Below are 20,806 nucleotides of genomic sequence, written 5' to 3'. Positions count from 1 at the left end.
TCCTAGAGCAGGCCGATCAAAATCACGATCCACGCCACTCCGGCAGCGATTGCAGACAACGCCACCGCTGCACTTGCTGCATCCTTGGCTTGCCCCGCCAACGCGTGGTGCTCGGTCGAGGTGTGATCGACGGCACGCTCGATGGCCGTATTAAATAGCTCGGCCACCAAGACCAGAATGCCCAGAGCAAGGATCAGCGCCCGTTCTGCCGTACCTAGGGGGAGTGCAAGCGCCAATAAAGCAGAAATCAGGTTGGCCCAAACCCACCCACGAAACGAATACTCTTGCCGCCAGGTTGCAGCCAGGCCCTGCCAGCTCCAGCGGGTACGATCCTTTAGGTGGTCAAAGAATTTGCGCATGGGGATTCCGATCAGTCGTCCTGCAAGAAGACGTCCGCGACCCACAGCAGAAAGGCAAGAAAAAACCGCCTCGAAGGCGGTGTTCTTTTTAGAGGTGCGCAGGCGGCCCTGCGATCAGAACCGCCTGCTTCATACTTATTGGGTGACCGGGTTACATACGGTCTGGCCTGCTTCGGTTGTGGCCAGTTCATAGCCTGCCGAGCAACTGGGTGTACCAAACTTGTCATAGTCGGGCTGGATGTAAACCGGGGTCGGTTCCTCTTGCTGCGAGCACGCAGTCAATACAACGGCCGTGGCGCAGATAGCAGCAAATTTCAGTTTCATGTCCATCAATCCTCTATTACTTTTCTGATATTGCCCAGTTTTTCGGGGCCGGTATCAGAATAGGACCAAGAATTTCATATGGCAACCGAATCGATAACGTATTCGTGAATAAAGGCGAAACCACGCTGGAAGGCGGGTTTTCATTCGCAGTCTACCTTTTTTGACAAAGAGCCCTAAACTTTGACTTCGACATCAGCCAAAGACGGAGTAGCCACATGTCAGACGCCCCGATCATCGCCCAGAAATCGCCCTATCCGGTCGAAGTGACCGAAGGAAAAACCTATTTCTGGTGCGCCTGTGGCAAGTCCAAGCGGCAACCATTTTGCGACGGTTCGCACAAAGATACGTCGTTCGAACCCGTAAAATATACGGCTGAGGCCAGCAAAAAGGTGTTTTTTTGTGGCTGTAAGCACTGCGCCAATCCTCCGTTGTGCGACGGAACGCACAATAAGCTCTGAAAGTCAGGTCAAGTCGTTCAAAACCTGAGCATTGGCACAAAAATCAGGTGCTTTCTCAGCCATTCCTTGTTGTGCGGCAAGCCATATCTGACAACGTTCGTCGCATATTGCGCCCCGGCATCGGGTCACCATCTGAGCGTAGTCGGCAGGTGTCAGTTTCCCTTCGGCCATTGCTTCGGTCAGAGAAATCCCTAAGGATCGCGCGACCGAGCGTGTCAGCCAAAAGTGTTTTTCGATCTCGCCCAGTGATGTTCGGTCCATTTGATCACCTTTGTTTGCTGACCCTCAAGGTGGCGAACCTGTGCCGGTTTGGGCAGGTGCAGGGCGCGCTTTCCGCCGTTTCGTTCTCGTTCAACCAGTCTGGGCATGCCCGCGCCCATTCGCACCCGCGGCAGAGCTGAACCATATCTGCCCATTCCTGTTGGCTCAGGTGCCCGTCGCGATGTGCGGTGGCAAGGTCGGCTCCCGTCGCCTGTGCCATTCGCAATACAAGGCGAAGATGGGTCATGATCCCTCCAAGTCGTGGCACGGTACCCCCCTTTGGCGTTACGGCTTGAGCCTGTTCAGCAGCTCGTGATTGCGGCAGTATTCAGGTGTGTCGGGCGCTGTCAGGTTCTTGGCCAGAAAGGCCTTGCAATGGCCCGGATTCGGGCATTCCGTGCACCGCAATACCGCGTCCGAGATTTCGTCGAACTGTAAGGCCCCTTCGATGGCAACTTCTTGCAAATCTACGCCCAGCGTCGTGGCCATCCGATCTACAAGGTCGGCGTGACGTCGCAGCGTTTCACGATCAGACATGCGGTTTCCTTTTCCATTCACTCTATGGAAAGGGTAACGCATGCCCCGCACAGTGCCCTTGACTCAGGTCAATGCCCGGTTGCCAGCTGGTCCAGATAGGCCCGCGTGGCGTCCTGCACGCGGCGAAAGCGGTCCCCGCCCAGCTTCTTGCCACCGTACCAGCGTGTCACGATGATTACGTGATCCGTCAGCTCCGCCCGCTCCATCATCCGCAATATGACCATCGCCGCGCCAGACTCTCCGTCATCGGCCTTGAGCGCACCGTTTGGCAAGATGGCTGCCCAAGTGTTGTGAGTTGCCTTCGCATATGCCTTGTCGGATTTCAGTTCCGCCAGTACCGCATCGACATCAGCACGACTGGTGACCCCCGCGCCCGTCACAGCATATTTCGACCCGCGATCACTGAGAACGACGCCCAATCGGGTTAAGTTGACCATTATCGTAATCCCAGTTCCCGCGCCGTTTGCAACACAACTTCGACCCGCTGGGCATTGGGAGGGTGCGTGGCAAGGAAACGATCACCCGGATCAGGAATGCGTTGGAAGAAAGCCATCCCGACCAGCGGATTATACCCCGCCGCGTAAGTGATCTGTGTCCCCAGACGATCCGCTTCCAATTCGAACTCACGCGTGTAGTTCTGCACCCCGACCTCAGCACCCAGCGCCTGTGCGCGCTGAATCCCTGCATCGTCCGCGCCCTGATTGCGCGCAAGTTCACCGAATATCCGCGCGCTCTCTTTGGCGTTCTGCGCCTGCCGGGCGATGTGACCCAAAATATGGTGGGCGGCCTCATGACTCATGACAAAGGCCATCTCGTCCGCGTTCTGCGTTGCATCGATCATCGGCTGTGTAAAAACGACCAGCGGCCGCCCATCCTTGTCCAAGGTCTGAAACGCGTTCGCTGGGGCATTTGACGAGAGATCAACCAAAATCACGAAATCACAATTGGCAGTCCTCGATTGGCGGCGGCATTCCCGGCTTGCGGTCGTTCCGACAGCCCGGCTGACCTGCTCGAATACGCGCGCCCTGTCCTTTTGTTCTGATGACGATGGCTGCCATTGATCGGCCGGGATCGCGATAACAGGCGACATATCGCAAGCCGCCAACAGCATCACCAGCAACAGGGCAAGACGGCGCATTCACATTCCTTTCGGTCACTCTGTCGGCAGACAAGCATAGCGCGGCATTTAAGGCCGGGCCACAGCCGATTACAGCTTGCAACGGGTTGCATTGCGATCTTATGCCCTGCACTCTGCACATATGTTTTCAATTGAACACGAATTCGACTCGACGGTGATTACGCTGGTGGACGAAGGCGCAAAGCCTTTGCAAGAGGATGTCGTCATCAACAACTTCGCTGAATGCGTCACGCTTGAGCAGTTGGACCCGCGGACCGATCAGATCCAGAAGATTACCCTGTCACCAGAGCAGGTACGCGATCTGGCCGCTGCGCTGGATTTGCCCGAGGGCGTTTATCAGATACGTGAGTCCGAGAGCACCAAAGACTAATGGTTCCTTTTGGATCTTGCGTCTGATCACAAGCAGCAATTCAGATTGAATTTGTCGCCTTTTGATGAACGGTTTGCCCTTGAAAGAGAACAGTATGCCTCCGACATACAGACTGCCATGTGAAGGAAGTTAACATATGACCCTGAAGAACCAAGCTGCGCTGGATTTTCTGCACGCGCGCCGGTCTCGTCCGGCCAAAACGCTAGTATCCCCAGCCCCGACCCGGGAAGAGCTGAGGCCGCTGCTGACTGCTGCAGCGCGCAGCCCGGACCATGGAAAGCTGGAACCCTGGCGTTTTGTTGTTGTCGAGCATGGGGCCATGCAACGCCTTGCAGATCTTACAGAAACTTGTGGTCTCACCTTGGGAAAATCGCCCGAAGATATCGCCAAGGCGCGCAGCCAATTCGAAATGGGCCATTTGGCGGTTGCTGTTATTGAGGTGCAGAAACCTTCTGACAAGATACCGGCAATTGAACAGACCTATTCAGCGGGTGCGGTATGTCTGGCTCTGCTGAACGCAGCGCTGGCCGCAGGTTGGGGGGCCAATTGGTTGTCCGGCTGGCAATCGCATGATCGCGAGTTTTGCGAACAGGGGCTTGGCTTGGCCGAAAACGAGAAGATTGCAGGCTTTATCCATATCGCAACCGAAGGTACGACCCCTCCCGAACGACCGCGCCCCAATGTGGAGGCACTAACCCAATGGGTTTCCGAATGATCATCATCCAGTCGTTTCTACAGGCGCTGGGACAGATCGGCGACCCAAGATTCCGCAAGGTACTTCTGTTGGGTGTTGGCCTGACATTCGCGTTGTTGGTGGCTGCCTATGCCGGATTTTTGTGGCTGATCAACGCGCTGGTCGGCGATCAGGCCACCTTGCCAATACTGGGTGAGGTGACATGGTTGAACGACCTGCTCAGCGTGTCATCATTCCTGCTGATGATGGTGCTGTCGGTGTTTCTGATGGTCCCCGTTGCGTCAGCCATCACCTCGATGTTTCTGGATGAGGTCGCACAGGCGGTTGAGGATAAGCATTACCCCGGTCTGCCGCCGGCTCAGCGCATCCCCTTTGGCGATGCGCTAAGGGATACGCTCAGTTTTCTGGGTGTACTGATTGTTGCCAACCTGTTGGCATTGATCCTCTATGCACTCTTCACGCCATTCGCGTTGTTTATCTTTTGGGGTATGAACGGGTTTCTTCTGGGGAGAGAATATTTCACCCTGGCTGCGATGCGCCGACTGGGGCGCGAGGGGGCGCGAAAGCTGCGCGCGAAGCACGCGACAACCATTTGGGTCGCCGGTATTCTTATGGCGGTCCCGCTCTCTGTGCCATTGGTCAACCTGTTGATCCCGATCCTAGGAGCGGCGACCTTCACACACATTTATCACGGTCTGTCGGGTAGCCGAACCTGAGCTACTCGCGCGGCTCCAGTTGGTTCAGCCAATCGAAATCGCGCACGCTGATTACGCCGGAGATAATGATGCCTGCAATGATCGCCCACAGCACCACCGATATCCCGGTGGTAATCCACAGCTTCTTCTTCATGTGATGGACTTCCGGCGCACCCGCATGAGTGCCCGGAACAATATCCCCAAGATCCCCCTGCGTTTTGATGCGCACAGGCAGAACAATCAGCAAGGTCAGAAACCAAATTACAGCGAAAAGAACCAGAGCGGCGGTAATGGTCATCGACTTCAGACCTGCTCCAGCTCAACGAGGCATCCGTTGAAATCCTTCGGGTGCAGGAACAACACCGGTTTGCCATGCGCTCCGATCTTGGGTTCACCCGATCCCAGAACGCGCGCACCGGTCTCTTTCAGATGATCGCGGGCTGCGATGATATCCTCGACCTCATAGCAGACATGGTGGATGCCGCCTGATGGGTTCTTTTCCAGAAACCCGTTGATCGGGCTGTTCTCACCCAGCGGATACAGCAATTCGATCTTGGTGTTCGGTAGTTCAATAAAGACCACGGTGACCCCATGATCCGGCTCATCCTGTGGAGCGCCGACTTTAGCGCCAAGCGCATTGCGATACTGGGACGATGCGGCCTCCAGGTCGGGAACAGCAATGGCTACGTGGTTCAGGCGACCAATCATGGGACTCTCCTTCCTTCTGCGTTGCAGCGGTTATGGGGGCAGTATACCCAAAGGACAAGTGCGCCAAATCGTCGTTAACCCTGTATTAGCCAGAAGTTCCTAGCGTGAGGCATCTGCTAAACAGGAGTTCTGCCATGGACGATTCGGGACCTTTCGCCTCTCCAGCGCTGGCCACCAAGATGCGACCGCTGCTGGGCCAAACAATCCTTGTGGTCGAAGACAGCCGCTATGCATGCGATGCAATACGATTGATGTGCTTGCATAGCGGTGCGCGTATCCGTCGTGCGGATTGTCTGAAATCAGCGCGGCGCCATCTGCAAATCTATCGTCCCTCGGTCCTGATCGTCGATATGGGTCTTCCTGACGGGTCCGGCGCTGACCTGATAGCCGAAATGACCCACGCTGTACCCCGCATCGGTGTCATTCTCGGGCTGTCTGGCGATGACAGCATGCAGGTTATCGCCAGACGCGCAGGTGCAGATGGGTTTCTGGCCAAACCCCTGACCTCGGTCGCTTATTTCCAGACCTCCATACTTGAACTTCTGCCCGAAGATCGCCGCCCAGGAGGTCTGGATTCCGTCAGGGATAATATCGTTCAGCCCGATCCGCTGGCCTATCGGGACGACATGGCCCATATCGCCGACGTGCTTACCGGCCCCACTGATCAGCGCACGTTGGATTATGCGGTACAATTCCTGCAAAGCGTTGCGCGAGACGCCGAAGATACTGTGCTTGCCGAAGCAGCCCGGGACCTTGCCCAATCTCGTGCGCAGGGGACACCGGTCACCGCCCAGGCTGCACGGATTGCGGGTCTGGTTCAGGATCGGCTCGAGCGGCAAGAGGCGATCTGAGATGCTGACCGCGTACTTTATTACCGCATCGATCCTTTGCATCTGGGTCTACCGCCTGACACGACAGACGGCCAGGAGCATCCGCAATCGTCGGGATGCCGCAAATCCACTGGATTGAGTTGAGCTTGTTTTGAGACCACCACGCAACTCCGATTTGCGTGGCGCGGCGAATACACCGATTGTATTGCACTGCCCCAAACGTAAACCGCCCGCTCAGGGCGGGCGGCTAGATTTAGTCTTGCGGGATGATCCTGAGACCCAGTTCCATCAACTGATCCGAGGTCGGATCGGATGGCGCATCCATCATCAGGTCTTCGGCGCGCTGGTTCATCGGGAACATCATGACCTCGCGGATGTTGGCCTCATCCGCCAGCAGCATCACGATCCGGTCGATACCTGCGGCACAGCCGCCGTGCGGCGGGGCGCCGTAGTGGAAGGCATTGAACAGTGCGCCAAAGCGGGACTTCACTTCGTCTTCACCATAGCCCGCCAGTTCAAAGGCTTTCAGCATGATCTCGGGTTTGTGGTTCCGGATGGCACCCGAAACCAATTCGTAGCCGTTACAGGCCAGATCATATTGGTACCCGCGTACGTCCAGAGGGTTGCCCTGCAAAGCTTCCATCCCGCCCTGCGGCATCGAGAAGGGGTTGTGTTCGAAATCAATCGCACCGGTTTCTTCGTCCTGCTCGTAGATCGGGAAATCGACGATCCAGGCAAAGGCAAAGCGGTCTTTCTCGGTGAGATTCAGTTCATCTCCGATCACGTCACGGGCCTTTCCGGCCACCTTTTCAAAGACTTTTGGCTTACCACCCAGGAAGAACGCGGCATCACCGACGCCCAGACCCAATTGCTGACGGATCGCCTCGGTGCGTTCGGGGCCGATGTTCTTGGCCAGTGGACCTGCGGCCTCCATACCCTCGCCCTGATCACGCCAGAAGATGTAGCCCATGCCGGGTAGACCTTCTTTCTGGGCAAAGGCGTTCATACGGTCACAGAATTTGCGGCTGCCACCGCTCGGCGCTGGGATAGCGCGGATTTCGGTGCCTTCCTGCTCCAACAGCTTCGCGAAAATCGCGAAGCCAGAACCGCGGAAGTGGTCAGAGACCACTTGCATCTTAATGGGGTTCCGCAGGTCAGGCTTGTCGGTGCCGTACCACAGGGCTGAGTCCTTGTAGGAAATCTGCGGCCACTCCTGATCGACCTTGCGCCCGCCCCCGAACTCTTCGAACACACCGGTCAGCACGGGCTGGATGGTGTCGAACACATCCTGCTGCTCGACAAACGACATCTCTAGATCGAGTTGATAGAAATCGGTGGGCGATCGGTCTGCACGCGGGTCTTCATCGCGGAAGCAGGGTGCAATCTGGAAATACTTGTCGAAGCCCGACACCATGATCAGCTGTTTGAATTGCTGCGGGGCCTGCGGTAGGGCGTAGAACTTGCCCGGATGTAGTCGCGAGGGGACCAGAAAGTCGCGTGCGCCTTCGGGCGACGATGCGGTAATGATCGGTGTCTGATATTCACGGAATCCCTGATCCCACATCCGGCGGCGCATAGATGCGACAACGTCCGAGCGAAGGGTCATGTTTTGCTGCATCGCCTCGCGTCTTAGGTCGAGGTAGCGATAGCGCAGACGTGTTTCCTCGGGGTATTCCTGATCGCCGAACACCATCAACGGCAATTCGTCGGCAGCACCAAGAACCTCCAGCTCACGCACATAAACCTCGATCTCGCCTGTCGGCAATTTCGGGTTAATGAGATCAGCGTCGCGGGCTTTGACAGTGCCGTCGATGCGGATGCACCACTCGGACCGTACCTTTTCCAGTTCAGCAAATGCCGCACTATCGCCGTCGCACAAAACCTGGGTCACACCGAAATGGTCGCGCAGGTCGATGAACAGTACGCCGCCGTGATCTCGGACACGATGCACCCAACCGGACAGGCGGACGGTTTCACCGACATTGGCGGCGGTCAGAGCGGCGCAGGTGTGGCTGCGATAGGCGTGCATGGATCATATCCCTTCGGGCGCAGAATTCGTCGCGCCGATACACCCCGTCAGGCTTGGAAAGTCAAGGCGGGTCGCGCCGTCAAAACGGCCTTTGCACGTTGCCCGAGTAGAAATAGACGCCCAGCCCTGCCGCAAAGATAATATTACCGGCAATTGCGTGCAGAAGAACTGCATAAAAGAATGATCCGCGCTTGCGGTAGGCCCAGGTGAACAGGAGGCCTCCGACGAAAGTCATGATGGCTACGACCCAGCTCCAGTACATGAGGTGCGCAAGCGAAAACAGGCCAGCGTTCAAAAGGTATGCGGCCCGCCCTTCAGGTAGGATCGCGTGATAGCGTCGGAAAAAGAGAGAGCGGAAAAGCAGCTCTTGTGGCAGAGCGGACAGCAACGGGTAGCCGATACAGATGAATATCAACATCTCTGGCCGATGCAGCAGCAAAACAAAGGCTGCATCCGGTCGCGCCCACAGCACCAGGGCGGAACAGAAGGTAGCCATGAACAGGGTAAATGCAAAGACTTCGGTCCACGACCAGTTTCGCCAGCCATACCGAAGCTCCGCCCAGGAAAAACCGGGCGTATCCTGCAGCAGCAGTATCCCCAGTCCGGTAAACGCAAAAAGCGAGGGGAACATCCAGTTTGGCGGGAACAATGTCGCGATGGCTATGGGAACCGCCACAAAAAAGAGCACAAACTCAATCCTGAGGCGTGAGTTGGTAACAGGGGTCTCCACCCATTCGGTATTTTTGCTCAAGGTGCCACAAGCTCCGCACGGATCAGCCCCCGAAGGGAATTTCCACAGTGGATAGATTGCGCGTTTTTTAGATCGGTCAAGGTCAGAACGGATTCGGTAACTTCTTTATTATCCAACAATTCCTCGCGCAAAACCCCGGGAAGCAATCCGCATCGCAGTGAGGGCGTAAGTCGTCTGCCGTCGGGCATGGTCAGGAACAGGTTCGTGATAGTGCCCTCGCAAAGCTCATCCCGTTCGTTCAAAAACAAAAGCTCATCAACTCTTAGCGGCAAGCCCGCCCGCGCCATGTCATAGACGGCCCGTCGGGTCGTTTTGTAACCCAGCCAGATATCCGATGATGATAGTCTCTGTTTGGCCAAATCCACACGCCAGACCGACGGATTGGCAGCCAATTCTCCGGACGTCAGTTCAAATTTGCCATCCGCGTCCAAGGTCAAACGGCAGCGCAATGCAATCTCACCCAAACTCGCATCCAAAATCGTCCAAGCGGCGGTTCGGTCAAAATCAATGCCGAACTTCTGTGCTGTGCGCGCCATGCGGGCCAAATGACGATCAAGCCTGACGAACCCCTGCCCCGGCCTGTAGGCCAAAGTTTCGATCAGACGGAAATCAGGCTCAGTTGGTGGGCGAAGCGGGCTTTCCATAGCGCCTCCTCATATTCCGATGGCGCGGTGCTGTCCCAGACCAGCCCGCCGCCTACGTTAAGGGTCGCCTTGCCGCCTTCAACCATGAGGGTCCGGATGGCCACGTTGAATTCCGACCGACCGTCCGGGGCCGCCCAACCGATGGTTCCGCAGTAAACATCGCGAGGCCAAGGTTCCAGTTCGGACAGGATCTCCATCGCGCGAATCTTTGGCGCTCCGGTGATTGATCCGCACGGGAACAAGGCGGTCAGAACATCAGAAAGGCCTACGCCAAGGTGTAACTGCGCCTGCACAAGCGAGACCATCTGATGGACAGTCGCATAGGTCTCAACCTTGAACAGCTCGGGTACTTTCACCGATCCGGCCAGCGCGACCCGGCTAATATCGTTGCGCAGCAGATCGACGATCATCAGATTTTCGGCCCGGTTCTTTTCATCCGAAGACAGGAAAGCGCGTCGACGCTCGTCTTCGACTGGGTCCTCGCTGCGCGGTTGAGTTCCCTTCATCGGGCGCGTTTCGATCCGGCCCTCGGCGTCGGTTCGGAAAAACAGTTCGGGCGAGCGGCTCAGCAGATCAGGCAGCCCCTCCTGCTCAACCAAGGCGCCGTGGCCGACGGGTTGACCAGCCGCAAGCGCCGCATAAAGCGCGACGCTGTCTCCGGTTACATCGAGATCAATTGGGAAGGTCAGATTTGCCTGATAAATGTCACCCGCACCAATCGCCTCATGCACTGTACGAAAGGCCTGCGTATATCGCGCCTCGTCCCAGCGGGGCTGAAACGCAGTGACACTGCCCGACGCCTTTGGCAGTCCAACGCGATCCGGTGCGTCAAACACACCGAAACACAGTAGTGGCAGGCGTCGTCCTTCTGGCAGCCGGTCTGCCAGACGTGGTTCCAGCACGTAGCCCAGCTCATAACTTGCGTATCCTGCCAGCCAGGCCCCATCCGCGCGCGCCTGATCCAGCGCCGCCAGAGCCTGGGGCACCTCTGCCGCGTTATCCGCGCGGATAATCCGGGACGGACGCTCAAACCGGGTTCCGCGCCCAGCTGGTCCTTGATCGAAACGAATACGCAATTGCATCCTCATTTGCCGTGCTGCGCGGTATAGAGAATAGCGCGCCAAGGGAAAGAGGGGAAAGCGGCAATTTCAAACCCGTTTCCGATACCTCTTGCACCTTTTCGCGCGGTCCCTATAACGCAGGACAATTTGGGCGCTGGGGCGGTGCCCTGACTCGCGGACAATTGAAGGGGCCAAGCCATGCCGAGAAGAACCGACATCCAGTCGATCATGATCATCGGGGCAGGCCCCATTGTTATCGGTCAGGCCTGCGAGTTCGACTATTCCGGCGCTCAGGCATGTAAGGCGCTGCGCGAGGAAGGCTATCGGGTCATTCTGGTGAACTCGAACCCTGCAACGATCATGACCGACCCGGGGCTAGCCGATGCGACCTATATCGAGCCGATCACGCCCGAGGTTGTCGCCAAGATCATCGAAAAAGAACGCCCCGATGCCCTACTGCCCACTATGGGCGGACAGACCGGCCTGAACACCTCGCTGGCGCTGGAAGAGATGGGCGTGCTGGATAAGTTCAACGTCGAGATGATCGGCGCCAAGCGCGACGCGATCGAAATGGCCGAAGACCGCGCCCTGTTCCGCGAGGCGATGGATAGGTTGGGCATCGAAAACCCCAAGGCCGAGATCGTGACGGCCCCCAAGGATGAGAACGGCAAGAAAGATCTCGACGCCGGTGTGGCAGTGGCGCTTGAAACCCTCGAAACAGTTGGTCTGCCCGCCATCATCCGCCCCGCCTTTACGCTGGGCGGCACCGGCGGCGGTGTCGCATATAACCGCGAGGATTATATCCATATTTGCCGCTCGGGTATGGATGCGTCCCCCGTCGGTCAGATCCTGATCGATGAAAGTCTTCTGGGGTGGAAAGAATACGAGATGGAGGTGGTGCGCGACACCGCTGACAACGCCATCATCGTGTGTTCCATCGAAAACGTCGACCCGATGGGCGTGCATACCGGTGACTCGATCACCGTGGCCCCTGCCCTGACGCTGACCGACAAAGAATACCAGATCATGCGCAATCACTCGATTGCCGTGCTGCGCGAAATCGGCGTCGAAACCGGCGGGTCAAATGTGCAGTGGGCGATCAACCCGGTTGATGGTCGTATGGTCGTGATCGAGATGAACCCGCGTGTGTCCCGCTCTTCTGCGCTGGCCTCGAAGGCGACCGGTTTCCCGATTGCCAAGATCGCCGCAAAACTGGCCGTTGGGTACACGCTGGACGAGCTAGACAATGACATCACCAAGGTCACCCCGGCCTCGTTCGAGCCGACCATCGACTATGTTGTCACCAAGATCCCGAAATTTGCCTTTGAGAAATTCCCCGGTTCCGAACCCTACCTGACCACCGCGATGAAGTCGGTGGGTGAGGCCATGTCCATCGGCCGCACCATTCACGAATCGATGCAAAAGGCTCTGGCCTCGATGGAGTCGGGTCTGACAGGCTTTGATGAGATCGAAATCCCCGGTCTGAACGTCGGAGTCTGGGAAGAAGCCGACGACAAGGCCGCCGTGATCAAGGCGATCAGCCAGCAGACCCCCGATCGTCTGCGCACAATCGCGCAGGCCATGCGTCACGGCCTGACCGACGATGAAATCTTCGGTGTCACCAAGTTCGACCCGTGGTTCCTGGCCCGCATTCGTGAGATCATCGAGGCCGAGCGTCAGGTGCGCAAAGATGGTCTGCCGGTTACCGAGGACGGTATCCGCAAACTGAAAATGCTTGGATTCACCGACGCGCGTCTGGGCAATCTGACCGGCCGTGACGAAGACAACGTCCGCCGCACCCGCCGCAATCTGGGTGTGAATGCCGTCTTCAAACGCATCGATACCTGCGCTGCGGAATTTGAGGCGCAGACCCCCTATATGTACTCGACCTACGAAGCCCCGATGATGGGTGAGGTCGAATGCGAGGCGCGTCCAAGCGACCGCAAAAAGGTCGTCATCCTAGGCGGTGGCCCGAATAGGATCGGTCAAGGCATCGAATTCGACTACTGCTGCTGTCACGCCTGTTTCGCGCTGACCGAGGCGGGCTATGAAACGATCATGGTCAACTGCAACCCCGAAACGGTCTCAACGGACTATGACACCTCGGACCGTTTGTATTTCGAGCCGCTGACCTTCGAACACGTCATGGAAATCCTTACGAAGGAACAGGAAGCCGGTGCGCTGCATGGAGTGATCGTTCAGTTTGGCGGGCAGACCCCGCTGAAACTGGCCAATGCGTTGGAGGCTGAAGGTATCCCGATCCTCGGTACCACGCCCGACGCGATCGACCTCGCCGAAGATCGTGAGCGTTTCCAGGCGCTGGTCAATGAACTGGGCCTGAAGCAGCCCAAGAACGGCATCGCCTCGACCGACGAAAAGGCGCTGGAGATTGCCGAAGATATCGGCTTCCCGCTGGTCATCCGCCCCTCCTATGTTCTGGGCGGCCGCGCGATGGAAATCGTGCGCGACATGGATCAATTGCGGCGCTACATCAACGAGGCCGTGGTGGTTTCGGGCGATAGCCCGGTTCTTCTGGACAGCTATCTGGCCGGTGCGGTCGAACTGGACGTGGACGCGCTGTGCGACGGTAACGACGTGCATGTTGCAGGCATCATGCAGCACATCGAAGAGGCCGGCGTGCACTCGGGCGACTCGGCCTGTTCGCTGCCGCCTTATTCGCTGTCGAAAGAGATCATCGAACAGATTAAGGATCAGGCGTTCAAGCTGGCCAAGGCGCTGAATGTCGTCGGCCTGATGAACGTGCAGTTCGCCATCAAGGATGACGAGATTTACCTGATTGAGGTCAACCCTCGTGCCAGCCGCACCGTGCCTTTTGTGGCCAAAGCCACTGACAGCGCGATTGCGTCGATTGCGGCGCGGGTGATGGCGGGCGAGAAACTGGCGAATTTCCCGAAACGCCCCCCTTACAAAACGGTCGATGACACCAAAATCGCCGACCAGATGACGCTGGCCGATCCCGACATGCCGTGGTTCTCGGTGAAAGAAGCCGTTTTGCCTTTCGCCCGCTTCCCCGGCGTTGACACCATCCTGGGCCCTGAAATGCGTTCGACCGGAGAGGTCATGGGCTGGGATCGCGACTTCCCGCGCGCTTTCCTGAAAGCACAAATGGGGGCCGGTATGGTGCTGCCCAGCGCAGGTCGTGCGTTTATCTCGATCAAGGATGCTGACAAAGGGCCGGATATGCTCGAAGCAGCGCGTGTTCTGGTTGAGCAAGGCTTTGAGCTTGTTGCGACCCGCGGCACACAAGCCTGGCTGACTGAAGAAAGTGTGCCGTGCGGCGTGGTCAACAAAGTGTACGAAGGCCGCCCGGATGTGACCGACCTGATGAAGGACGGCGGCGTGCAGCTGGTCATGAACTCGACCGAAGGCGCACAGGCGGTGGAAGACAGCCGATCAATCCGGTCGATCGCGCTGTATGACAAGATCCCCTATTACACCACAGCCGCAGCAAGCTATGCCGCCGCGCTGGCGATCAAGGCGCAGGCCGAAGGCGATGTTGAGGTGAAATCGCTGCAGGGCTAAGCCCCGGCAACGGTATGAATGAATGGACCCCGGCCTCGGCCGGGGTCTTTTTTCTTCCCCTCCTTGCCCATCGCCCACATGATGGGCGGGGAAGGAGTGCTCATGGACCTCTACACCACATACGGAAGCAACGACCTGCCTCGGGCCATCCGCTTTTATGATGCGATCTTCGCAGTTCTTGGTCAGCCACGCCTGCCCGGATGGATCGACGGTTGGGCCGGATGGGGTACCGACCCCGACAGCGGGACCGGCTTTTGGATCTGCAGACCTTTTGATGGAGCCCCCGCCAGTACCGGCAATGGCACGATGATCGCCTTTCCTGCCAGAAGTGCCGATCAGGTTCGGCATTTCCATGCCACGGGTCTGGAAAACGGCGGCACGGATGAAGGCAAACCGGGCGTCCGACCTCATTACGAGCCCGGATTCTATGTGGCCTATCTGCGCGACCCCGATGGCAACAAGCTATCCTGTTTTTATTACCATTATGATCCAAAGGAGGATTCGGGCGGATGATCAACCAGCAGCCAGACGTCGCTTTTCTTCACGGTTGAAAAACAACATGTAGAAGACAGGTGCGGCAACCATGGTCAGGATCGTGGCAAAGGCCAGACCGCCCATGATCGTGACTGCCATGGACACAAAGAACGCATCCGTCAGAAGCGGTGCCATCCCCAGAATCGTCGTGATCGCCGCCAACATTACCGGGCGCAGACGCGAGACAGAGGCCTCAACAATCGCAGGACGCAGGGCTTTGCCAGTAGCGCGGACCAGATCGATTTCTTCCACCAGTACGATGCCGTTCTTGATCAGCATCCCTGACAGACTTAACAGCCCCAATAGCGCTGTGAAGGTGAAGGGCAGGCCTGTTCCAAGCAGACCGATAACCACGCCGTTTACGGACATCGGGACCAGTAGCCAGATAATGACCGGTTGCCGGATTGCATTGAACAGCAATACGGAAATCAACACCATAATCAGCAAGCTCAGCGGCAACTGCCGCCCAAGGCTGGCCTGCGCATCGCCTGAATCCTCGAACTCGCCCCCCCATTCCATACGATAGCCGATCGGCAGTTCCATCGCTTCAATGGCACTGCGTACTTCGGAGTGGACCTGCGCGGCGGTCATGTCAGGGGGGATGTCCGCTCCAACCGTGATGGTCAACACTCGGTCACGGCGGTGAACCAACGTATTGAGCGCCTTGTAGTCGAAGCCATCCACCATCTGCTCGATTGGAACGAAACGTTCCGACTGATCGGAGTAAACCACCTGATCGACGATCGAATAGTCCCCATCCGCCGGACGGCGCAAGATGATCGGGATCTGGCGGTCGCGCTCGCGCAAAACGCCGCCCGTGATGCCATCGGTCGAAAACTGCAACGTAGCCGCAATGTCTTCGCGCGATACGCCTGCTGTTTGGGCGCGCTCCGTGGCATAGATCGGCTGCACGGCCAATTCCTGCTCACGCCAGTCGTGATGCACATGTAGCGCATTCGGAGATGCGGCTGACATGCGCTGTACCGCTTCTTCGGCCAGTTGACGCAGAACAACCGGATCACTACCCGAGAACCGAGCCTGGATTGGATCGCCGCCACCGGGACCAAAAATCAGGCGTTTGGTGCGGAACTCGCCTTCGGGGAACTGGGCTGAACCGAACTCCTCAAGATCGGCTTGCAAGGCAGGAATGTCGTCCAAAGCCTCGGTGCGGATGATCATATGTCCATAGCTTGGGTTTGGCTTCTCGGCAGCATAGGTCAACATGAACCGCGTGGCCCCCTGCCCGACGAATGTGGCAACCGAGACGACGTCATCACGTTCGGCCAGCCAGCCCTCGAATACGGCCATATCTTCCGCCGTGCGGGCGATCGGCGTGCCTTGTGGCAGCTTGTAGTGCACGAAGAACAACGGCGTGTTCGAGTTTGGGAAGAATTGCTGTTTCATCAGTCCAAAGCCCGCAAAACAGACGACTGTGACCCCGATCAACCCGGCCACTACCAGCCATCGGAACCGAAGCGCCCAGTTCAGGATTGCACCGTAGACGCGGAACAGGATGCCGCCATAGGCATCCACCTCACCCTCTTTGCCCTGCTTGAAGAAATAGTGTCCGAGCAAAGGTGTCACCGTGATCGCCAGAACCCAGCTCAGCAGTAGTGAAATGCCGATCACGGCAAATAACGAGAACAGGAACTCCCCGGTCGCGTCAGGACTGAGCCCGATCCCGGCGAAAGCCATGATCCCGATCACCGTCGCGCCCAGAAGTGGGATCTGCGTTTTTGACGCAACCTCTTCCGCAGCATCGCGCGAGGATTTTCCCCGCAACATCGAAATCTGCATTCCTTCGGCCACCACGATGGCGTTGTCGACCAGCATCCCCATGGCGATGATCAGAGCGCCCAGCGAGATCCGTTCCATCTCGATCGAGAACATCGACATGAAGAGCAAAGTGCCCACAACGGTCAGCAACAGTGTGGAACCCACGACGATGGCCGCGCGCCAGCCCATGAAAATGCCCAGAACCGCGACCACGATGCTGACTGACATGGCGAGGTTCAGCAGGAAGGCGTTCGAGGCCTCATCGACAACAACATGCTGCTGATAGATGGGCAGGATTTCGACACCAAAGGGGATTTCGGAATCCAGTTCGGCCAGTTTGGCATCTGCACGCTGCCCGACTTCGACGATGTTTTCAGTGGCCAGCCCAGCGATACCTAGCGTGAAAGCTTCAGCGCCGTTGAATCGGATCATGATATCGGGATCATTCTGCCGCCCGCGATAGACATCTGACATATCAAACAGATTGATCACCTGCCCCTGCGATCCAACCGACAGGCCGGCGATCGCCGACACGCTGTCCGAGCCCTCGGCCGTCAAGATCGTGGTGCGGTCACTATTGGATCGCAGCGAACCCGAAGCGTTGACCGAGTCCGCGTTTGCGATAGCTTCGTTGATCGCCTGCAGCGGAACGTTCTGATTGACCGAGATCGACAGGTCCGGCTCAATAAAGATCGCCTCATCCGGCAAGCCCTGAACCTCGACATCTGCAACACCGCTTACCGTCAGCAATTCGCGGCGAAGGAAGGTCGCCAGTTCGTGCTTCTCGGCGTCAGAAAACCCTTCTGCCGTAACGGCATAGAACAGGCCGAACACATCCCCGAACCCGTCATTCACATAAGGCGCACCCACGCCCGAAGGCAGACCGCGTGCTGCATCGCGCACCTTGGCGCGCAGACGGGTCCAGATGTCGGGCAACTCACTGCCGTCATAGGTGGATTTAATCTCAACCTCGATCAGCGACTGTCCCGGCTGGTTGACCGAGGTGATGACATCCACCTCGCCCATCTGCTGAATGGCAGATTCCAGCGGTTCTGAAACCTCCAGCGCCACCTGTTCGGCAGTCGCACCGGGGTATTGCGTGGCGATCACCGCCTGTTTGATGGTGAAGGCCGGGTCTTCAAGGCGACCTAGCGACGTGAAACCCCAAATGCCGCCGAACAGGGCAATCAGGATGAACAGCCACGTATAGAGAGGCCGGTCGATCGAAGCGCGTGCGATGCTCATGAAACCGCCCTCAGTTCGAGAAGCCGACAAAGCGGCGGACAGTTTGACCATCGGACAATGCACCCCCACCGGCGACGACGATTTCGTCTCCATCCATCAGGCCGGTGAGCACGCGGACATCACCGCTCTGCGTAGGTTCAACAGTCACGGGAACCCGGCGGACGGTGCCTTCGTCGGCGCCAGCAGGCGAGAAGACCAGAACGCCCAGCGCGCCGCTGGCATCAGCAACTACAGCCGTTGGCGGGATGATGATACCGGTGCGTTCATCCTGCACCTGCACCGTGACGGTCACGGAGGAACCGGGAAGAATCTGCAATCCCTCGGGCGGTGTCAAACCGAACTGGATGCGAAAGGTCTGGCCCACGCTTGAGGATTCAGCATCGAATTCCCTTATTTCCAGCGGAAAGATCTCATCGCTGACAGGGAACTTGGCAGTAATCGTGATGTCGTCCTGCTGTCCGGACCGCTGAAATAGGATTTCGGGCACATCCACCTCGATACGCAGTTCAGACATATCGTGAATCCGCACGATCGGAGTACCCGCAGAAACAGTTGTAAACGCCTCAACTGCACGGCTTGAAACCAGCGCGTCGAACGGAGCGGTCAGCGTCGCATGCTCCAGTTCATATTCTGCATCTCGAACAGCAATCGCAGCCAATTGCGCAGCTGTTTCCGCATCATCGACGGCAACCTGGCTGGCTGCGGTGCCACGCAGACGCGACAGGCGGGCGAGTGTTCGATCCGCCTGATCTTTTTGCAAGCGCGTCCGGTCGCGCTGCAGTTCGAACGGTTCCTGATCGAGGCGGGCAATCAACTCACCCTTTGGGATTACAAAGCCTTCGGTCACAGGCATCTCAACGATCTGCCCTGCGACCTGAAACGCCAGATCAACGGTCTGACGAGCGGCGATCCGACCAAAGAATTGGCGCGAAAAGCCGGGAGAGGTTTCGCTTACCTGCATCAGTTTCACAGGCTTGGCAGGCTCTTGCGCCATGGCAGGCGCAGTCAACAAGGACAGTGCGAGGCAAACAGAGGTCAGGAGTTTCATTTCGTCAATCCCTCGGGAATTCCGGTTTTCAGAATGTTGTCACGGATTTTGTGAGCCAGCCGTGCGAACTCGGCGGTTTCTTCGGTGTTCAGACCCGATGCGTTGTGGAAAAGCTCACCCGCCACGGCCACCAGCATATTGCGGGCCTCTTCGCCCTGTTCGGTCAGCACCAAAAGCCAGGCGCGACGGTCTTCGGGATCACGCTGTCGGGTCAGGTGCCCCGCCAGTTCAAGTGCATCGGCGGTCGCCGTAATCGTTGACGGCACTGTCAACATATCTGCGGCCAGCACTCCCATACGTTTGGGCACATCGAGCTTGATTAGCATGTGGCATTCCTGATGGCTCAGGTCTGTTTCGATGCTGTCAAAGCTCTCTTCCAGTTTCCAATAAAGCGCGTAGACCCCCATCATCGCCTGAATCTCAGGGCTGAGGCGTCCTAACCGCATGCTGATATCGTCTGACATGAATCTTTTCCGTGCGAGTCGCAGCGAAATATACTTCGAATTTTGAACTATTCAAGTTATGAAGCGAGAGGCGATACATTCCCTTGGGTCAACACATCTTGATCAATACGAATAGGGACTGCATTTTGTGCAGATCATGAACTCAGGGCCAGCCATGTACACTCCTGCCATCACCGGGACTGGTGTCTATACACCAGAAAACATCATCACCAACGCCGAATTGGTGGAAGCGTTCAATGCCTATGCCGACCGGATGAACGTCGAAAACGCGGATGCGATTGCAGCGGGCGACATGGAACCGATGCAGCATTCCTCGGAAGAGTTCATCCTGAAGGCCTCAGGGATCGAAAACCGGTATGTGATGGACAAGACCGGTGTTTTGAACCCCGAGATCATGCATCCCGCGCTGCGCCAGCGTAGCGACGACGAGCCTGGGATCATGACCGAGATGGCGGTGGATGCGTGCCTTAAGGCGCTAGCACAAGCGGGGCGCAGCGCCGAGGATGTCGATTTGGTGATCTGCGCCGCCTCGAACCATGAACGTGCTTATCCTGCAATTGCCATCGAGATTCAGCAGGCATTGGGGATCAGCGGATTCGGGTTTGACATGAACGTGGCCTGTTCCTCGGCCACATTCGGCATTCAGGCGGCGGCGGATATGGTACGCTCGGGCTCGGTCCGGGCGGCGCTGGTCGTCAACCCCGAGATCTGCTCGGGTCATCTCGAGTGGCGCGACCGGGATTGCCATTTCATATTTGGCGATGTCGCGACCGCGACGCTGATCGAGCGGATCGAAGACGCCCAAGGCCCACATTTCGAGATTGTCTCGACCCGGTGCGCAACTGCGTTTTCCAACAATATCCGCAACAACAACGGCTTCCTCCGCCGATCGCGCCCCGATGGTCTGGTGGATCGCCGCGACATGCAGTTCATGCAGAATGGTCGCAAGGTGTTCAAAGAGGTCCTGCCCATGGTCAGCAAACATATCAGCGACCACATGGAGGCAGAGGGCATCAGTAGTGATGATCTAAAACGCCTCTGGCTGCATCAGGCCAACAAAACGATGAACGACTTCATCGGTAAGAAGGTTCTAGGGCGCGAGCCTGAACCGGGTGAGCAACCCAACATTCTGCAAGACTACGCCAATACCTCATCCGCCGGGTCGATTATCGCCTTCTCGAAACACTCAGACGATCTGGATGCGGGCGATGTGGGCCTGATTTGCTCGTTCGGGGCCGGGTATTCGGTGGGTTCTGTGATCGTCAAACGGTATCAATAAGCGCGCGCCTTAACTGCGCTGCTGGAATCGCTGCAAGACCAAACCGCTTTCTCAAGAA

24 protein-coding genes are annotated in these 20,806 nt (G+C 57.6%); 8 read left to right on the top strand and 16 right to left on the bottom strand.

Annotated elements, in window-relative coordinates; genetic code table 11:
- Positions 1–2: 2 nt before the first annotated feature.
- Together ACR0NE_RS09705 and ACR0NE_RS09700 are read right to left on the bottom strand one after the other, a co-directional pair.
- Positions 3–359, bottom strand: coding sequence for a diacylglycerol kinase (locus ACR0NE_RS09705; protein WP_170392323.1), 357 nt, complete (start codon positions 357–359; stop codon positions 3–5).
- A 135-nt stretch (positions 360–494) separates the two neighbouring features.
- Positions 495–683, bottom strand: a complete 189-nt coding sequence (locus tag ACR0NE_RS09700) for a hypothetical protein (RefSeq protein ID WP_255611743.1) — start codon at positions 681–683, stop codon at positions 495–497.
- 215 nt (positions 684–898) lie between these two features.
- On the opposite strand from ACR0NE_RS09700, the gene ACR0NE_RS09695 reads away from it, so the two are divergent.
- On the top strand, positions 899–1,141 hold the full coding sequence (locus ACR0NE_RS09695; protein ID WP_010441831.1) for a CDGSH iron-sulfur domain-containing protein: 243 nt from the start codon (positions 899–901) through the stop codon (positions 1,139–1,141).
- A 3-nt stretch (positions 1,142–1,144) separates the two neighbouring features.
- Here ACR0NE_RS09695 and ACR0NE_RS09690 read toward each other — a convergent pair whose 3' ends face one another.
- From ACR0NE_RS09690 to ACR0NE_RS09670, 5 genes are all read right to left on the bottom strand, one after another.
- Positions 1,145–1,402 carry a DUF6455 family protein gene (locus ACR0NE_RS09690; RefSeq protein ID WP_170512454.1) on the bottom strand — a complete coding sequence of 86 codons (258 nt, stop codon included), beginning with the start codon at positions 1,400–1,402 and terminating at the stop codon, positions 1,145–1,147.
- A 4-nt stretch (positions 1,403–1,406) separates the two neighbouring features.
- Positions 1,407–1,649, bottom strand: a complete 243-nt coding sequence (locus ACR0NE_RS09685) for a DUF6455 family protein (RefSeq protein WP_170465101.1) — start codon at positions 1,647–1,649, stop codon at positions 1,407–1,409.
- 38 nt (positions 1,650–1,687) lie between these two features.
- Positions 1,688–1,939 (bottom strand): DUF6455 family protein, encoded by a 252-nt coding sequence (locus ACR0NE_RS09680; protein ID WP_170420623.1) that lies wholly within the window; start codon positions 1,937–1,939, stop codon positions 1,688–1,690.
- A 68-nt stretch (positions 1,940–2,007) separates the two neighbouring features.
- Positions 2,008–2,376: a YigZ family protein gene (locus ACR0NE_RS09675; RefSeq protein WP_170392333.1), complete on the bottom strand. Its 369-nt coding sequence runs from the start codon at positions 2,374–2,376 to the stop codon at positions 2,008–2,010.
- Complete coding sequence (locus ACR0NE_RS09670) at positions 2,376–3,077, bottom strand: M48 family metallopeptidase (protein ID WP_170594607.1); 702 nt, start codon at positions 3,075–3,077, stop codon at positions 2,376–2,378. Before ACR0NE_RS09670 ends, ACR0NE_RS09675 begins: the two co-directional genes overlap by 1 nt.
- 121 nt (positions 3,078–3,198) lie before the next feature.
- On the opposite strand from ACR0NE_RS09670, the gene ACR0NE_RS09665 reads away from it, so the two are divergent.
- The 3 genes from ACR0NE_RS09665 to ACR0NE_RS09655 all read left to right on the top strand — a co-directional run bounded on the left by ACR0NE_RS09665 (position 3,199) and on the right by ACR0NE_RS09655 (position 4,857).
- Positions 3,199–3,447, top strand: coding sequence for a hypothetical protein (locus tag ACR0NE_RS09665; protein WP_170392337.1), 249 nt, complete (start codon positions 3,199–3,201; stop codon positions 3,445–3,447).
- Positions 3,448–3,583: 136 nt separating this feature from the next.
- A complete protein-coding gene (locus tag ACR0NE_RS09660) occupies positions 3,584–4,162 on the top strand; it encodes a nitroreductase family protein (RefSeq protein WP_170594605.1) in 579 nt (192 codons plus the stop codon).
- Positions 4,159–4,857 (top strand): EI24 domain-containing protein, encoded by a 699-nt coding sequence (locus ACR0NE_RS09655; RefSeq protein ID WP_170401754.1) that lies wholly within the window; start codon positions 4,159–4,161, stop codon positions 4,855–4,857. The genes ACR0NE_RS09660 and ACR0NE_RS09655 overlap by 4 nt, the downstream gene beginning before the upstream one ends.
- 1 nt (position 4,858) lies before the next feature.
- Here the strand turns inward: ACR0NE_RS09655 and ACR0NE_RS09650 are convergent, their stop codons facing one another.
- Positions 4,859–5,134 (bottom strand): DUF1467 family protein, encoded by a 276-nt coding sequence (locus tag ACR0NE_RS09650; RefSeq protein ID WP_170392343.1) that lies wholly within the window; start codon positions 5,132–5,134, stop codon positions 4,859–4,861.
- Between the two features lie 5 nt (positions 5,135–5,139).
- Positions 5,140–5,544, bottom strand: a complete 405-nt coding sequence (gene mce / locus ACR0NE_RS09645) for a methylmalonyl-CoA epimerase (RefSeq protein ID WP_170401757.1) — start codon at positions 5,542–5,544, stop codon at positions 5,140–5,142.
- A 134-nt stretch (positions 5,545–5,678) separates the two neighbouring features.
- Here mce and ACR0NE_RS09640 point away from each other — a divergent pair, with 134 nt between their 5' ends.
- A complete protein-coding gene (locus ACR0NE_RS09640) occupies positions 5,679–6,395 on the top strand; it encodes a response regulator (protein WP_170401760.1) in 717 nt (238 codons plus the stop codon).
- A 232-nt stretch (positions 6,396–6,627) separates the two neighbouring features.
- Here the strand turns inward: ACR0NE_RS09640 and aspS are convergent, their stop codons facing one another.
- The 4 genes from aspS to ACR0NE_RS09620 form a co-directional block, all read right to left on the bottom strand.
- A complete protein-coding gene (gene aspS / locus ACR0NE_RS09635) occupies positions 6,628–8,403 on the bottom strand; it encodes an aspartate--tRNA ligase (protein ID WP_170594603.1) in 1,776 nt (591 codons plus the stop codon).
- A 79-nt stretch (positions 8,404–8,482) separates the two neighbouring features.
- Complete coding sequence (locus ACR0NE_RS09630; RefSeq protein WP_170594601.1) at positions 8,483–9,154, bottom strand: type II CAAX endopeptidase family protein; 672 nt, start codon at positions 9,152–9,154, stop codon at positions 8,483–8,485.
- The gene (locus ACR0NE_RS09625) at positions 9,151–9,798 is read right to left on the bottom strand and encodes an aminotransferase class IV family protein (RefSeq protein ID WP_170392351.1); all 648 of its coding nucleotides are present in this window, start codon (positions 9,796–9,798) and stop codon (positions 9,151–9,153) included. Before ACR0NE_RS09625 ends, ACR0NE_RS09630 begins: the two co-directional genes overlap by 4 nt.
- Complete coding sequence (locus tag ACR0NE_RS09620) at positions 9,753–10,880, bottom strand: aminodeoxychorismate synthase component I (protein WP_170595292.1); 1,128 nt, start codon at positions 10,878–10,880, stop codon at positions 9,753–9,755. Before ACR0NE_RS09620 ends, ACR0NE_RS09625 begins: the two co-directional genes overlap by 46 nt.
- Positions 10,881–11,057: 177 nt before the next feature.
- Between ACR0NE_RS09620 and carB the strand changes: the two genes are divergently transcribed.
- Both carB and ACR0NE_RS09610 read left to right on the top strand, forming a co-directional pair.
- Entirely contained in the window at positions 11,058–14,402 is a 3,345-nt protein-coding gene (gene carB, locus ACR0NE_RS09615) for a carbamoyl-phosphate synthase large subunit (RefSeq protein ID WP_170594599.1), read from the top strand.
- 102 nt (positions 14,403–14,504) lie between these two features.
- On the top strand, positions 14,505–14,915 hold the full coding sequence (locus tag ACR0NE_RS09610) for a VOC family protein (RefSeq protein ID WP_170512511.1): 411 nt from the start codon (positions 14,505–14,507) through the stop codon (positions 14,913–14,915).
- Here ACR0NE_RS09610 and ACR0NE_RS09605 read toward each other — a convergent pair whose 3' ends face one another.
- The 3 genes from ACR0NE_RS09605 to ACR0NE_RS09595 are packed head-to-tail and all read right to left on the bottom strand — an operon-like array spanning position 14,916 to position 19,469.
- Positions 14,916–17,957 carry an efflux RND transporter permease subunit gene (locus ACR0NE_RS09605; protein ID WP_170594597.1) on the bottom strand — a complete coding sequence of 1,014 codons (3,042 nt, stop codon included), beginning with the start codon at positions 17,955–17,957 and terminating at the stop codon, positions 14,916–14,918.
- A gap of 10 nt (positions 17,958–17,967) precedes the next feature.
- Positions 17,968–19,005 carry an efflux RND transporter periplasmic adaptor subunit gene (locus tag ACR0NE_RS09600; protein ID WP_170392359.1) on the bottom strand — a complete coding sequence of 346 codons (1,038 nt, stop codon included), beginning with the start codon at positions 19,003–19,005 and terminating at the stop codon, positions 17,968–17,970.
- Positions 19,002–19,469: a MarR family transcriptional regulator gene (locus tag ACR0NE_RS09595; RefSeq protein WP_170564090.1), complete on the bottom strand. Its 468-nt coding sequence runs from the start codon at positions 19,467–19,469 to the stop codon at positions 19,002–19,004. The genes ACR0NE_RS09600 and ACR0NE_RS09595 overlap by 4 nt, the downstream gene beginning before the upstream one ends.
- A gap of 154 nt (positions 19,470–19,623) precedes the next feature.
- On the opposite strand from ACR0NE_RS09595, the gene ACR0NE_RS09590 reads away from it, so the two are divergent.
- Positions 19,624–20,748 carry a beta-ketoacyl-ACP synthase III gene (locus tag ACR0NE_RS09590; RefSeq protein ID WP_170594595.1) on the top strand — a complete coding sequence of 375 codons (1,125 nt, stop codon included), beginning with the start codon at positions 19,624–19,626 and terminating at the stop codon, positions 20,746–20,748.
- Positions 20,749–20,806 lie beyond the last annotated feature (58 nt).

Source organism: Ruegeria sp. C9, from assembly GCF_056537585.1.
This window is presented reverse-complemented; position numbering and strand designations above follow the sequence as displayed.